Source organism: Photorhabdus stackebrandtii (assembly GCF_011189495.1).
In the GTDB taxonomy this organism is placed as follows: Bacteria; Pseudomonadota; Gammaproteobacteria; order Enterobacterales; family Enterobacteriaceae; genus Photorhabdus; species Photorhabdus khanii.
Genome location: NZ_PUJV01000014.1, coordinates 48,469 through 62,791, shown reverse-complemented (window position 1 = coordinate 62,791; position 14,323 = coordinate 48,469). Strand labels below are relative to the sequence as shown.

At 39.9% G+C, this 14,323-nt stretch carries 9 protein-coding genes, 6 tRNA genes and 2 pseudogenes; 9 read left to right on the top strand and 8 right to left on the bottom strand.

What is annotated here, in order from left to right:
- Window positions 1–186 precede the first annotated feature (186 nt).
- The 8 genes and pseudogenes from glnS to nagE form a co-directional block, all read right to left on the bottom strand.
- Window positions 187–1,854 carry a glutamine--tRNA ligase gene (gene glnS, locus C5470_RS13325; protein ID WP_166289809.1) on the bottom strand — a complete coding sequence of 556 codons (1,668 nt, stop codon included), beginning with the start codon at window positions 1,852–1,854 and terminating at the stop codon, window positions 187–189.
- A 288-nt stretch (window positions 1,855–2,142) separates the two neighbouring features.
- Window positions 2,143–3,372 carry a DegT/DnrJ/EryC1/StrS family aminotransferase gene (locus C5470_RS13320; protein WP_166289804.1) on the bottom strand — a complete coding sequence of 410 codons (1,230 nt, stop codon included), beginning with the start codon at window positions 3,370–3,372 and terminating at the stop codon, window positions 2,143–2,145.
- Window positions 3,373–3,566: 194 nt separating this feature from the next.
- A complete protein-coding gene (locus C5470_RS13315) occupies window positions 3,567–4,694 on the bottom strand; it encodes an MFS transporter (protein WP_207626990.1) in 1,128 nt (375 codons plus the stop codon).
- 81 nt (window positions 4,695–4,775) lie between these two features.
- Window positions 4,776–5,429, bottom strand: coding sequence for an HAD-IA family hydrolase (locus C5470_RS13310; RefSeq protein ID WP_166289798.1), 654 nt, complete (start codon window positions 5,427–5,429; stop codon window positions 4,776–4,778).
- 204 nt (window positions 5,430–5,633) lie between these two features.
- Window positions 5,634–6,389 (bottom strand): glycosyltransferase, encoded by a 756-nt coding sequence (locus C5470_RS13305; RefSeq protein ID WP_166289795.1) that lies wholly within the window; start codon window positions 6,387–6,389, stop codon window positions 5,634–5,636.
- Between the two features lie 14 nt (window positions 6,390–6,403).
- Window positions 6,404–7,276 (bottom strand): phytanoyl-CoA dioxygenase family protein, encoded by an 873-nt coding sequence (locus C5470_RS13300; protein WP_166289792.1) that lies wholly within the window; start codon window positions 7,274–7,276, stop codon window positions 6,404–6,406.
- A gap of 570 nt (window positions 7,277–7,846) precedes the next feature.
- A pseudogene (locus C5470_RS23695) lies at window positions 7,847–8,296 on the bottom strand (glucose PTS transporter subunit IIA); the annotation flags it as partial.
- Window positions 8,297–8,361: 65 nt separating this feature from the next.
- Window positions 8,362–9,871 (bottom strand): annotated as a pseudogene (gene nagE, locus C5470_RS13295) (N-acetylglucosamine-specific PTS transporter subunit IIBC); the annotation flags it as partial.
- Window positions 9,872–10,219: 348 nt separating this feature from the next.
- On the opposite strand from nagE, the gene nagB reads away from it, so the two are divergent.
- The 9 genes from nagB (at window position 10,220) to C5470_RS13250 (ending at window position 14,271) form a co-directional block, all read left to right on the top strand.
- Entirely contained in the window at window positions 10,220–11,032 is an 813-nt protein-coding gene (gene nagB / locus C5470_RS13290; RefSeq protein WP_036850511.1) for a glucosamine-6-phosphate deaminase, read from the top strand.
- Between the two features lie 83 nt (window positions 11,033–11,115).
- Window positions 11,116–12,276, top strand: coding sequence for an N-acetylglucosamine-6-phosphate deacetylase (nagA, locus tag C5470_RS13285; protein ID WP_166289786.1), 1,161 nt, complete (start codon window positions 11,116–11,118; stop codon window positions 12,274–12,276).
- A 15-nt stretch (window positions 12,277–12,291) separates the two neighbouring features.
- The gene (gene nagC / locus C5470_RS13280; protein WP_036850506.1) at window positions 12,292–13,515 is read left to right on the top strand and encodes a DNA-binding transcriptional regulator NagC; all 1,224 of its coding nucleotides are present in this window, start codon (window positions 12,292–12,294) and stop codon (window positions 13,513–13,515) included.
- A gap of 150 nt (window positions 13,516–13,665) precedes the next feature.
- A tRNA-Met gene (locus C5470_RS13275) sits at window positions 13,666–13,742 on the top strand.
- 5 nt (window positions 13,743–13,747) lie between these two features.
- A tRNA-Leu gene (locus C5470_RS13270) sits at window positions 13,748–13,832 on the top strand.
- 29 nt (window positions 13,833–13,861) lie between these two features.
- Window positions 13,862–13,936, top strand: a tRNA-Gln gene (locus C5470_RS13265).
- A gap of 43 nt (window positions 13,937–13,979) precedes the next feature.
- Window positions 13,980–14,054 (top strand) — tRNA-Gln (locus C5470_RS13260).
- A 59-nt stretch (window positions 14,055–14,113) separates the two neighbouring features.
- Window positions 14,114–14,190: transfer RNA gene (locus tag C5470_RS13255), tRNA-Met, on the top strand.
- A gap of 6 nt (window positions 14,191–14,196) precedes the next feature.
- Window positions 14,197–14,271 (top strand) — tRNA-Gln (locus C5470_RS13250).
- Window positions 14,272–14,323 lie beyond the last annotated feature (52 nt).

Genomic DNA, 14,323 nt, shown 5'->3' with positions numbered 1-14,323 from the left:
ATTGTTATCTATATTATTAATATGATTAGTGAATGGAAAAGCCATTACTTTGAATCTATTGTTTTTATTTGCTTTCTCTGTGGGATTTTACTTTCCCCAACAAAACAAACACTAAGGTGAGCAAAAAAAACTGCACCTCAACTGTTGGCTCATATCCAACTTGTGGGGTACAGTTCATTATCTCAATTAATCCTGAGAAATTTTTGCCCAGGTATCACGCAAACCAACAGTACGGTTAAATACCAGGCTTTCTGCACTGGAATAACAGCTATCAGCACAAAAATAACCTTCACGCTCAAACTGATACGTTTTTTCTGACTTAGCATTCGCTAAACTTGGCTCAACAAAGCCCTGACGGACCACCAGTGATTCTGGGTTAATTGTCGCCAGAAAATCATCCTCTGCACCGGGATTTGGTATGCTGAATAGACGATCATACAGACGGAATTCAGCAGGAACAGCATGGGATGCGCTGATCCAATGAATAACACCTTTCACTTTACGACCATCTATCGGATCTTTATTCAGCGTTTGCTCATCATAGCTGCAATAGATTGTCGTGATATTGCCGTCAGCATCTTTTTCAACACGCTCTGCTTTGATGATATAAGCGTTACGCAGACGAACTTCTTTACCCAAGACCAAGCGTTTATATTGACGGTTAGCTTCTTCACGGAAGTCTGCCCGATCAATATAGATCTCACGGCTAAATGGCACGTCACGGCTGCCCATCTCCGGTTTATTCGGATGATTAGGCATACTCAGCATTTGCACCCCTTCCGGTCTGTTTTCGATCACCAGCCTGACTGGATCGAGAACAGCCATTGCGCGAGGGGCATTTTCGTTTAGATCATCACGGATACAAGACTCCAATGCAGCCATTTCCACATTATTGTCCTGCTTAGTCACACCAATACGACGACAGAATTCACGAATGGAAGCGGCGGTATAACCACGACGACGCAAACCTGAGATAGTCGGCATCCGAGGATCATCCCAACCTTCAACAATCTTGTCGGTCACCAATAGGTTCAGCTTACGCTTGGACATCACCGTGTATTCAAGATTCAGACGCGAGAATTCATACTGACGCGGATGGCAATCAATGGTGATGTTATCCAGCACCCAGTCGTACAAACGACGATTATCCTGGAATTCCAATGTACACAGCGAATGTGTAATACCTTCCAGCGCATCAGAAATACAGTGAGTAAAATCGTACATCGGGTAGATGCACCATTTGTTACCAGACTGATGATGTTCTGCAAATTTAATACGGTACAAAACCGGATCGCGCATCACAATAAAAGGTGATGCCATATCAATTTTAGCTCGCAGGCAAGCTTTACCCTCGCCAAATTCACCGGCACGCATTTTTTCAAACAATACCAAGTTTTCATCAATACTACGGTCACGATACGGGCTGTTTTTACCTGGCTCTTTCAATGTACCACGATATTCACGGATCTCTTCCGGACTCAATTCATCAACATAAGCCAGGCCTTTATTGATCAATTCAATAGCATACTGATACAGCGTATCAAAATAATTGGAAGAGTAACGAATATCACCACTCCACCCAAAACCTAACCACTGAACATCATTTTTAATAGAATCAACGTACTCAACATCTTCCTTAACCGGATTGGTATCGTCAAAACGCAAATTGCACTGACCCTGATAGTCCTCTGCAATCCCAAAGTTCAAGCAGATAGATTTTGCATGACCAATATGCAGATAACCATTGGGTTCAGGCGGGAAGCGGGTATGTACGGATGTATGTTTACCCATTGCCAAATCTTCATCAATTATTTGACGAATAAAGTTTGTCGGGCGGGCATCTGCCTCACTCATTGTTTTATACCTCAATAATGCCAAAAGCGCGTCACATAACCGCCTATAATCCAACAAGCAGTGCCGAGAAACAACCGTTTGTTCATGAAAAATAGCGACTCAGGGCAAAGTTGAAGCGAAAAACGGGAAGAGTAACAATCTTCCCGTTACAAATTAGTAGCAGATCACTATCTCTTCCTTGGAAAATTATTCCTTTTTACCTTTGTTCTCTTCCTACCAGAATTATGCGATTTCTCGTATCATATAATTGCCACTTATTCCATCCCCCCAATAGGTTTATATTTATATTCAGCCAATACGGTGGTTATTCAGTACATTGATTAGTTGATTTGCACAGTAATGAATATGTTCTTCATGCCAGGTTGGGTGGAGATAAAGGCTGATGGTTCTCGTTAGCAAAGAACGTGCCGTTTCACAAACTACATCTCGATAGTTTACTGACTCTGGAGAGGTATATTCCTTAGAAAGGAAAGGAAAATTAGCAGAGCCAAAACCACGCAGTTCCTGAAAAACTTTTTCCCCATATGCTTCAGGCCATTGGATTTTAAATGCTGGTACGCCGATTTCTTTTAGATCTTTCAGGATAATTTCAGCGGTACAGTCCAATTTAGCAAGATCAAAAACAATAGGATACAACCAATATGCATTGCTACGGTCTTCATTATTTAATGGCAAACTATAAATTGCATCAACGTTTGAAAATATTTCGTCATAAATCTTTGCATATTTTATGCGATTTTTCATATTCCATTCGTCAAATCGTTCCAGTTCGTTAATACCGATGATAGATTGAATTTCCGTCATACGATAATTATAGCCAACCCGGTTATGTACATGCCATGAAGTTTCTTCAAGGGCAAGGAGATCAAATTTTCTTTTCACATCAAAGCCATGATCGCGGAATGCACGACATTCCCAACCGACATCAATATTATTAGTCACCACCATGCCACCTTCTCCGCCAGTGGTAAAATGCTTTGATTGGCAAAAACTAAAAGTTCCTAAGTCGCCGATAGTACCCACAGACTTACCTTTATATTTACCTCCCAGACATTGAGCGCTATCTTCTATCACTTTAAGACCATGTTTGCGTGCAATTTCCATAATAAAGTCCATATCGCACACAATACCATAAAGGTGAACAACTATTATCGCCTTAGTTCGCGGTGTGATGAGCGCTTCTATTTTAGTGGGGTCGATAGTGTGTTCTTCCGTAGTATCACAGAAAACAGGAATTGCACCACATTGCAAAACAGCAAATGAAGTTGCAATGAAAGTATAAGATGGGACGATGACTTCATCACCGGCACCAATATTCAGAGCACCAACAGCAATATTAACAGCCGAAGTTCCCGAATTGCAGGATATAGCCATTTCAGCACCAATCCAATTAGCAAATTTATTTTCAAACTCCATGCCTTTCTTTCCGGTCCAATAATTGACTTCGCCAGATAGAAGAGGTTGTTGAATATCTGTAAGTGTTTTTTCTACAAAACCAGGCCATTGGGGAAAATTCATAAATATCTACCTTACAATTATGGGTTAAAGGAATACTCAAATATGACTTACTGCCGATCCCATCATAGCTACTCTATTTGACATTCTTTGCAGTCAAAAAACAAACCTGAGCAATGCTCAACTGTCTACAACAATAACGTCTATTGGGATAAGCTTTTCAATGACACTATTATTATAAAATTCTATTAATAACTTTATTTAGGTAAATCTTTCACTACTGTCATGTTTGCCATCATAATTAATGCCCCAACCGCTAAGGCGGTAAATGCGGTCTCCAAACTTGTATACTGTGCGACGAACCCTATTAACGCTGGCCCAGCCATAATCCCTGAATAGCCAAAGGTCACGATAGCAGCCACCGCATGACTTGGCGGCATAATCTTTTGACTGCCAGAAATAGAACATAAGATAGGAACAATATTGGAAGCACCAAGCCCAATAAGGGCAAAACCTACCATAGATATGGCAAACTCGTCCCAACTAACAATCAAAAAGAATCCTATTGCAATGGTGGCCGTACCAATGAAGAATACTTTCCTCCCCCCTATTCTAGATATCAGGCGGTCTCCCATAAATCGTCCGATAGTCATTGTTGCAGCAAATGCGGCATAGCCAAGACCACTAAGTGATGTGGATATACCCCGTTCACCAGACAAAAATATCGCACTCCAATCAATCACTGATCCTTCAATAATTCCCATCATGAGACAAAGCAAGCATGCCACAATAACTATCCCCCTTGGAAAAGCTATCTTTTTATCGGCTTTATAATTTAGATTAGTCTCATGAATAAGCCCTGAATAGGCTAATGAAAACAATACTATCAACATCAGCGATACAATTAAACATGTAGCTATTGCCGCATAATTAAAATAAAGTAACGCTGAAACCCCGGAAGCACCAAAAATTCCACCAAGGCTGAAAAAGCCATGAAAGCCTGACATCAGAGAACGTTTAGCATTTTTCTCAACCACCACAGCTTGGATATTCATAGAGACATCTACAGTCCCAATAGATGCACCAAATAGAAACAGTGCTAATCCAAGTTGAGTAGGATTGGAAACCATAACCAAAAACGGCAGCATTATAATGGTACAAATTCCTGATAAAGTAATCACTCTCCGGCAACCAAACCGCGCTGAAAGTAATCCAGTAACAGGCATAGAAATAATCGATCCTAATCCAAGGAAAAATAACAACAATCCCAATGTATCTGCTTCAATATTTAAATTGTTTTTTACCAATGGGATTAAAGGTGCCCACGCAGAAATACCAACACCAGCCGCAAAGAAAACTATCCTAGTTGCACGAATTTGATTCATCATTCCTCTATAAATATATTTTATATCAGTAAATTATGTGCACATATGATAAATTCACTTCCAAGTAACCTATGTGAAAATTTAATTTAATTCTGTAAAAGAAATTTTCACAATATCAGCATCTACACCAGAAACCTTAACTTGCTCCCAGTTCTGGATCACTACCTCAACCTCATCAAATAACTTATCTATACCGCCAACCTGCACCACCCGACATCCCGAAGCCAGAGCACTCTGAATACCAGCAGGGGCATCTTCAAAAACCAAACAGTCCTTGGTAGCAATACCTAAACGTTCTGCTGCCAATAGATAAGGTTCAGGATGTGGTTTACCATTAACGACATCATCAGAACCAATGACCAATTTTGGTAATTTGAGACCACATGCTTCCATTCTTAGATATGCCACTCGCTGGCTAGCAGAAGTCACCACCGCCCAAGAATAAGGAGCCAAGGCATTTAGAAAATGCCCAGCCCCAGCCACCGCTTTTCCTGCTTTAGAATATTCAATTTCCAAATTATTCAATAATTCGACTTGCTCTTCTATGTCCAGAAAAGGAGCAACCTCTAGAATAACATCCCGAGACCGAACCCCATGGCAAATATCTAATACACTCTGTATTGGGATATTATTCATTTCACACCATTTAGCCCAAACAATTTCAACCTCAGAAGTTGACTGGACCAAAGTACCATCCATATCAAGCAGAATTGCTTTTGCGTTAATGATCTTCATTACATCTCCATAATGCGATTAAAGGATTCAACATCAATACGTCACAAAGTATATTGTAAACCTCTGTAACAATTTATTATATAAAGTACTGCTTGAATAAATATTTTTATAATGTAGCTAACAAAGAGAGTATGAAAAATTGAATACTCTCTTTACATCTTATGTCATATGATATCATATCATTAAATAAAACATAAATTATTTTCACCCTTGGGTCAGTTTAGAACTATTAAAAAACCAGTAAATCCTAATAGATAGAAGATCAAAAAACATAACAGAATAATTCATAAATGTTTTTACCAAATTCCAATTTTCCCGAGTATCCTCCCAAATAACGGGGAATTGATACAACGACTTTGAAAGACGATTTGCGATATAAATTACTTCTGCATCAAATGCATAACCTTTTATCTTCTGTTTAGAAAAAATCTCCTTTGCTAAATCTGACTTTAGCATTTTAAATGGACATTGTGAGTCAGATATTTTGCTATTAAACAGAAAATTGTAAATTTTCAAAAAAAATTTGCCTGATATTATACGATATGAATTAGCTCTGGCTCTGTTTTTTGAATATCGTTCCCCAATAATAAAATCAATGTTGGATGTCTGAATCTTCTGGTATGTGGCAAAGAAATCATCTTCACTGATAGGGAAATCTATGTCCGTATAGAAAACATAAATTCCTCTTGCCAAATCCACCCCTCGACGAATACTGTAGCCTTTGCCATAATTACCTCCATTGGATATAACAAGAACATCAGGATAATCCTTTTTTATCCTTTTTATTTCTTCATCATGATACCCATTTTTATCTGAATCATTAACTATGATGATTTGTACCATCAATTTTTCTTGAATTTTTCTGATACGTTTAATAGTTCTATCAATGATAAAATAGTTCTCATTATATCGAGGAAGAATAATTGAAACATCAATTACCTCATCTATATAATACACCATATTTTTCTCCGCTGTTACGGCATCATACTATCAGCCTCATACCCTAATAATAGCTGACCAAGAGGTGTAAGATTAATATTTAATGTATCCTGCCGTTTACCCTGCACAACAGGAAATGGTTTTCCTGTAATAGATGTAGTCGGCAATCCTTGTTTATAGGCCGAGATCCTCTCCACAATTTGCTGTTTAGTAATATCAGTACGCGGGAAACAGCTAAAATATTGGGCCAATCTGGGTTTATCAGAAATATTAGGTCGATTTCCGTGTGGCAGTGCACCATGAAATATAACATAATCGCCTGCTTTCAATGGAACAGACTTAATTTCCATATCGGTAGTGTCAGGGAATCGAGTATTATATCCATCTGGTTGTTTTTCTAACCACTGGTAAATAATTTTATGAAACCCTGGGACACACTGAAATCCTCCAGAATTACCATCATCATCAGTTAAACTCAGCAGCCCTTGTATCTTTCTTTCTAGAGGGCGTTTTGAAACATCAATATCCCAATGTATAAAGCCCTCATATTCCCAGTTTTCAGTAATTGGTGGATTCATATTGACCCGATCAATACTCACTAATAGATTACTAGTACCAAATATTTTCTCATAAACTGTATATATCAGCGGATTTTGACGATTATCCCAAAGGGATTGGTGATGATAAAAAGGAATACGCCCCATTTTATCAATACCAGACCGTAAACGAATACTTTTATCATAGAGCTCCTGACTATTTTCTGGATTCATTTCTAAAAATTCAAATATTGCATTTATCGTTTTTTTGACTTGTTCCTTACTCACCGCAGATTCAATAACAACATAGCCATTATCATCCCAACTCTTTAAATACTGATTTATTTTTTCTTCCTCAATATGTCCTGACATTTTCGCCTCTTTAATATTTTATAGACATAAAAACAACAAGAAACTCATTAAAAAAATTTAATTTAACAACTCAAAATAAATCAACAATATTTATGTTATAACACTTTATTAACATAAGTAATTATTAATTTTAAAAATATTGATACTCATCACAAAAAATACAACTTAAATAAATAACATCACTAAACAGAATTATTAATTAACTCTATAAATATCTATATATGTATAAGTTATAAAAAAGAAAAATGATGTTCAGAAACACCAGGGAAAAATAAAGAGTTAGACAATCAGAGACTAATAACAACAGTAAAAATTCTCAAATAAAAACCAATAAGAATCATAATTATCGTTATACTCAGATTTAAAAATTATTTGAGAGACAAGATTATAATGTCACTGAATATTTTTTATATGTTATTAAATTCTCCGGGCGATATTTCATTATTGCCCTAGAGAATTTAATCCTAAAAAATAACAAGGCTTATCAACAATCTTAACGGGAAGAGCAATATTCTTCCCATCATTCATTTTATTGAAAATTTTTTAAACGCTTAAAAGCCTGTTTGTTGTTTATCTCAGTACATCAAACAACTTTGTCTGCCCTGCTTCTACCTGACCTTTTGCCAAAATATTAACGCCGATATAATCATCAATGTTGCTGATGATAACCGGACTAATCATAGATTTAGCATTAGCATTCAGGTAATCAAGATCCAGATTCAGTATAGGTTGCCCAACTTTCACTATTGCGCCTTCATCCACCAACCGCTTAAAACCTTTACCGTTAAGAGAAACCGTATCAATACCTAAATGTACAATCAATTCGACGCCTTCCTCCGTTTCAATACAGAAAGCATGATTGGTGTCGAAAATTTTCACGATCGTACCAGACACTGGCGCAAGCACAGTATTTGATGTTGGTTTAATAGCAACACCATCACCAACAACTTTACCGGAGAAGGCTTCATCAGGTACGTCTGCCAAATCAATTAACTTACCACTGACCGGAGCAATCAAAGTCAGCAGGATTTTATGTTCACTTTCAGACTTCGCTTTCTGTGCTATCTCAGGTTGATAGCTTGCAGTCGCAGCAGCAACCGGACCTTTTGCCAGAATATCACGTATAGCACTGGCAATCAGTTCTGCACGAGTGCCAACAATAACCTGCACACTTTGTTTATTCAGGCGGATAATACCGGAAGCACCCAAGCGTTTAACCAAATTGTCATTGACCTGATCAACATCTTTTACAGATAGACGCAAACGAGTAATACAAGCATCAATACCAACCAAGTTATCTGAACCACCAATCGCTGAGACATATTGGTGAGCTTCATCGTGGATGCTATTAGCTGTTGCTTTACCATTTTTGTCCACATCAACATCATAACCATCAATTTCACCATCAGCAGCCAATTCACGCCCTGGAGTCATCAGGTTGAATTTTTTGATAGTAAAACTAAACACGAAATAATACAGACCGAAGAATACCAGACCTTGTGGGATTAACATGTACCAATGTGTCGCCAATGGGTTACGGGAAGAGAGTACCATATCCACCAAACCAGCACTGAAACCAAAACCAGCAATCCACTGCATTGTCGCTGCGATAAACACTGAAATACCAGTCAAAATCGCGTGCAGCACATAAAGCACTGGCGCAACAAACATGAAAGCAAACTCCAGAGGCTCAGTAATACCGGTGAAAAATGCAGCGAATGAACCCGCAAGCATGATACCAGCAATTTTGGCCTTATTTTCGGGACGGGCGCAACGATACATCGCTAATGCCGCCCCCGGTAAACCAAACATCATAATAGGGAAGAAACCCGCCTGATAACGGCCGGTAATACCAACTATTGCGCTACCATCTACTATGGATTTCTGACCACCGAGGAAATTAGGAATATCGTTGATACCGGCAACATCAAACCAGAATACAGAGTTCAGTGCATGATGCAGACCAACAGGGATAAGCAGACGGTTAAAGAAGGCATAAATACCGGCACCTGTAGCACCAAGATCTTTAATACTTTCACCAAAAGTGACCAGTGCATTATAAACCACCGGCCATACATACATCAGAATGAAAGCAACCAGAATCATCAGGAAAGAGATCAGGATGGGGACCAAACGACGACCGCTGAAAAATGACAACGCTTTCGGCAGTTCAACACCACTAAAGCGGTTATACAGTTCAGCAGACACAACACCAACTAAAATACCAACAAATTGGTTATCAATTTTACTAAAGGCTTTTGGTACATCGTCAACCGAAATACCCTGGATCATAGATACCGCTGCCGGAGAACAAAGTGTCGTTACGACTAAAAAACCAACAAAACCTGTCAGTGCTGCCGCACCATCCTTATCTTTAGACATGCCATAAGCCACACCAATAGCAAACAACATTGGCATGTTCTTAATAATGGCTTCACCAGATTTAATCAACAAAGCTGCCAGTGCATTATCAGCTCCCCAGCCTACCGGGTCGATCCAGTAACCTATCCCCATTAGTATTGCAGCAGCAGGCAGTGTGGCTACCGGTACCATTAATGCTCGTCCCACTCTTTGCAAATAACTCAGAATATTCACCTTGCTCCCCCTTAATATCCTCAATTACCGGAGTCTCTTACTACTTATGACTACATTATGAAAATAAGCAATAAGAACATTTATTCTACAATTTTCAGTGTAGGAAATTTATTTTTCGTCGCAAATTAATTCATCGATATATGTGATTAATATCACCATGATCACCAATTATTTGGTCAAAATGCTAGCTAACACACAAATCTTATTTTATCATTAAAAATATCATACCGCGCAGAGTGTTTCTGCCAATGAAAATGTTTTAGTATTCAGGCTATAGACGATTAATTAAGAGAATAATGTATAACTCTAATATTTAATCATGATAATTTCTTGTTTTAAGAGGTAATTATGAGACTGATCCCCCTAACAAATGCAAGTGATGTCGGTAAATGGTCTGCACACTATATCGTTAGTAAAATCAATGCATTTAATCCAACCACTGAGCGCCCTTTTGTTTTGGGGATGCCAACTGGCAGCACTCCACTGGCAACTTACAAGGAATTGATTGCTCTGTACAAAGCAGGGAAAATCAGTTTTAAACATGTCGTTACATTCAATATGGATGAATATGTCGGTATCCCCGAAAATCATCCACAAAGTTACCATAGTTTTATGCACCACAACTTCTTTGATCATATTGATATACAAAGGGAAAATATCAATCTACTCAATGGTAATACTGCTGATATTGATGCAGAATGCCAACGTTATGAAGACAAAATTAAGTCTTATGGTCAGATTCATCTGTTTATGGGTGGAGTGGGTAATGACGGCCATATTGCGTTCAATGAACCAGCATCATCCCTGACTTCCCGTACCCGCATAAAGACGCTGACTGTAGAAACCCGTACTGCCAACTCCCGCTTCTTCGATAATGATATTAATCAGGTGCCCAAATACGCCTTGACTGTAGGTGTAGGCACTTTGATGGATGCAGAAGAAGTTATGATCCTGGCTACCGGTCTGAATAAAGCCCAGGCCATCCAGGCCGCTATTGAAGGTAATATCAACCATATGTGGACAGTAAGCTGCCTGCAAATGCACCCGAAATCCATCATTGTCTGTGACGAACCAGCAACAATGGAATTGAAAGTAAAAACAGTTAAGTACTTCCATCAACTGGAAGCAGACATTATCGACATATTTGCCAGCAAAAAATAAGAATCCAGACAGTCTGAGCTTATCTCAGACTGATTATCGTCATTATTCTCAATCATCATCTCCAGACCCCATAGGAGGCTAAGATGTATGCTTTAACCAACTGCATTATATATACTGGTCATGACAGACTGGATAATCATGCTGTTATCATTGCTGGCGGCTTAATTAAACGAGTTTGCCCAACACAAGAGTTACCCGAACAGATTGAAAAACGTGATCTGAATGGTGCAATTCTTTCCCCCGGCTTTATCGACCTGCAAGTTAACGGTTGTGGTGGTGTTCAATTTAATGAACGGCTGGAAGATATTTCAGAAAAAACGCTGGATATTATGCAAAAAGCCAATGAACGCTCAGGCTGTACCAGCTATTTACCGACCCTGATCACCAGTACAGATGAATTGATGATAGCCTCTGTTGAGGTGATGCGTACTTATCTGAAGCATAATAAATTTCAAGCTTTGGGCCTGCATCTGGAAGGGCCTTACCTCAATCCGGTAAAGAAAGGCACTCATAATCCAGAATGTATCCGCAAGCCTACACCTGAAATGATAAATTTCCTGTGCGATAACGCTGATGTCATCATCAAGCTGACTCTCGCGCCGGAAATGGTGGAACAGAAATACATTCACCAGTTGATTGAATCAGGGATTGTGGTTTCTGCCGGTCACTCCAATGCCAGTTATGAAGAAGCCCGGCAGGGATTTCAGAATGGCATAACCCTCTCAACCCATCTCTATAATGCGATGCCATACATTTCTGGTCGCCAGCCTGGTTTGATTGGCGCTATCTTTGATACACCAGAAGTTTACGCGGGTATTATTTCCGATGGTTTTCATGTTTCATGGCCAAACATTCGTCATGCGAAACGTCTGAAAAAAGATAAGTTGATTCTGGTAACAGATGCCATACTTCCCGCCGGGATGGATACTTCTATCAATAAAATGGAGCATTTCACCTTTGCCGGTAAAACCATATACTATCGAGATGGATTGTGTGTCGATGAAAACGGCACTTTAAGCGGCTCTTCTATCACTATGATAGACGCCGTTAAAAATAGCGTTGAACACGTTGGTATTGCTCTGGATGAAACACTGAGGATGGCAGCACTCTACCCAGCCCGCGCGATTGGTGTTGATCAATATCTCGGCACTATTGAAGCCGGTAAAATTGCTAACCTCACCGTTCTCAGTCACGACTTTAAAATCTGCAAGACCATTGTTAACGGAAAAGAAACTGACCTTTGAGGAACAAAATAACCGATGAGTTATAGCAGCACACAAAAGCAAATTGGTAATATTGACCTTGTAAAGCAACTTAACGGCGCTGTGGTATACCGGTTAATTGATCAACAAGGGCCAATATCCCGGATTCAAATTGCAGAGCAAAGTCAACTTGCACCCGCCAGCGTGACTAAAATTACTCGTCAGTTACTTGAACGCGGCCTGATTAAAGAAGTCGATCAACAAGCCTCTACCGGAGGTCGCCGCGCAATTTCAATCGTTACAGAAAATCGTCATTTCCATACTATCGGTGTCCGCCTTGGCCGCCATGATGCCACTCTCGCTCTTTATGACATGAGTGGCAAGGCATTGGTTGAAGAGCATTATCCACTGCCTGAATCCACCCAGCAAAAAGTCGAAAACTTGCTTATCAGCGCAATAGAAAACTTTATTCAACAAAATCAGCGTAGGATCCGTGAATTAATCGCCATTTCAGTTATCCTGCCCGGATTGGTTGATCCAAATACCGGCATTGTCCGTTATATGCCTCATATTAAAGTGACTAACTGGACTCTGGTCGATAACCTGAAAAAACATTTCAATATGACCTGTTTCGTTGGTCATGATATCCGTAGTTTAGCGCTGGCTGAACGCTATTTTGGCGCCACCCGTGATTGTGAAGACTCGATATTGGTACGTATCCATCGAGGTGCCGGTGCTGGGGTGATTATAAACAGCCAGATATTCCTCAATAATAGAGGGAACTTAGGTGAAATTGGCCATATTCAAATTGATCCCCTCGGTGAACGTTGTCATTGCGGCAATTTTGGTTGTCTGGAAACTATTGCCTCTAATTCAGCAATTGAAGCGCGGGTTCAGCATCAATTAAAACAAGGTTTTCCAAGTCAACTAACATTGAATAACTGCAATATCAGAGCCATCTGTCAGGCCGCAAATCAGCATGATCCATTAGCATCTGAGGTTATAAAAAATGTCGGCCATTATCTTGGTAGGGCCATCTCTATCGCCATCAATTTATTTAACCCACAGAAAGTTGTTCTGGCGGGGGAAATTACTGAAGCTCAACAAGTGCTCTTACCCGCTATTCAAAGTTGTATCAATACTCAGGTTTTAAAAGAATTTCGTGAAGACCTGCCAATCGTTGTGTCTGAATTAGTTCACTGTTCCGCTATTGGCGCCTTCGCTCTGACTAAACGTGCTATGCTTAATGGGGTATTGTTACAACACTTACTCGAAGGGTAATATTCATTTTTGTTGGTTTTGTCATCAAAATGCTTATAAGCCAAACAAACAAGCGACCTTAAGCAAATTTCAATAAAAAAGCAGTTGACGCATTTAGCTGATATACGCATAATGCGCCCCGCAACGCCGATGAAGGTAATGCAAAAAGATGGCTACGTAGCTCAGCTGGTTAGAGCACAGCACTCATAATGCTGGGGTCACAGGTTCGATTCCCGTCGTAGCTACCATCTTTGCGGGAGTGGCGAAATTGGTAGACGCACCAGATTTAGGTTCTGGCGCCGCAAGGTGTGCGAGTTCAAGTCTCGCCTCCCGCACCATTTCTTTCATCAAGTTGTCATCATGTAGATGGGGTATCGCCAAGCGGTAAGGCACCAGGTTTTGATCCTGGCATACCCAGGTTCGAATCCTGGTACCCCAGCCACCATTTTGATGACGCAACACGTTGAGCAGTGACTACTTTCAGTTGGGGTATCGCCAAGCGGTAAGGCACCAGGTTTTGATCCTGGCATACCCAGGTTCGAATCCTGGTACCCCAGCCATTAGCTGAATGTCCTCCACTGTTATTTTGCGATAAAATCTCTTGCGTCGTAAATAAAATGGCTACGTAGCTCAGCTGGTTAGAGCACAGCACTCATAATGCTGGGGTCACAGGTTCGATTCCCGTCGTAGCCACCATTTTCTTGGGGTATCGCCAAGCGGTAAGGCACCGGATTCTGATTCCGGCATTCCCAGGTTCAAATCCTGGTACCCCAGCCAAATTCTGAAAACCTGCTTTCGAGCAGGTTTTTGCTTTCCAAGTCCCCTACAC

Bases quoted from the DNA above. Each gene is read 5' to 3' on its own strand.
- C5470_RS13305 (WP_166289795.1), bottom strand. From the start codon at position 6,389: ATGGTGTATTATATAGATGAGGTAATTGATGTTTCAATTATTCTTCCT.
- C5470_RS13315 (WP_207626990.1), bottom strand. From the start codon at position 4,694: ATGAATCAAATTCGTGCAACTAGGATAGTTTTCTTTGCGGCTGGTGTT.
- C5470_RS13310 (WP_166289798.1), bottom strand. From the start codon at position 5,429: ATGAAGATCATTAACGCAAAAGCAATTCTGCTTGATATGGATGGTACT.
- nagA (WP_166289786.1), top strand. From the start codon at position 11,116: ATGTATGCTTTAACCAACTGCATTATATATACTGGTCATGACAGACTG.
- glnS (WP_166289809.1), bottom strand. From the start codon at position 1,854: ATGAGTGAGGCAGATGCCCGCCCGACAAACTTTATTCGTCAAATAATT.
- nagC (WP_036850506.1), top strand. From the start codon at position 12,292: ATGAGTTATAGCAGCACACAAAAGCAAATTGGTAATATTGACCTTGTA.
- C5470_RS13300 (WP_166289792.1), bottom strand. From the start codon at position 7,276: ATGTCAGGACATATTGAGGAAGAAAAAATAAATCAGTATTTAAAGAGT.
- C5470_RS13320 (WP_166289804.1), bottom strand. From the start codon at position 3,372: ATGAATTTTCCCCAATGGCCTGGTTTTGTAGAAAAAACACTTACAGAT.
- nagB (WP_036850511.1), top strand. From the start codon at position 10,220: ATGAGACTGATCCCCCTAACAAATGCAAGTGATGTCGGTAAATGGTCT.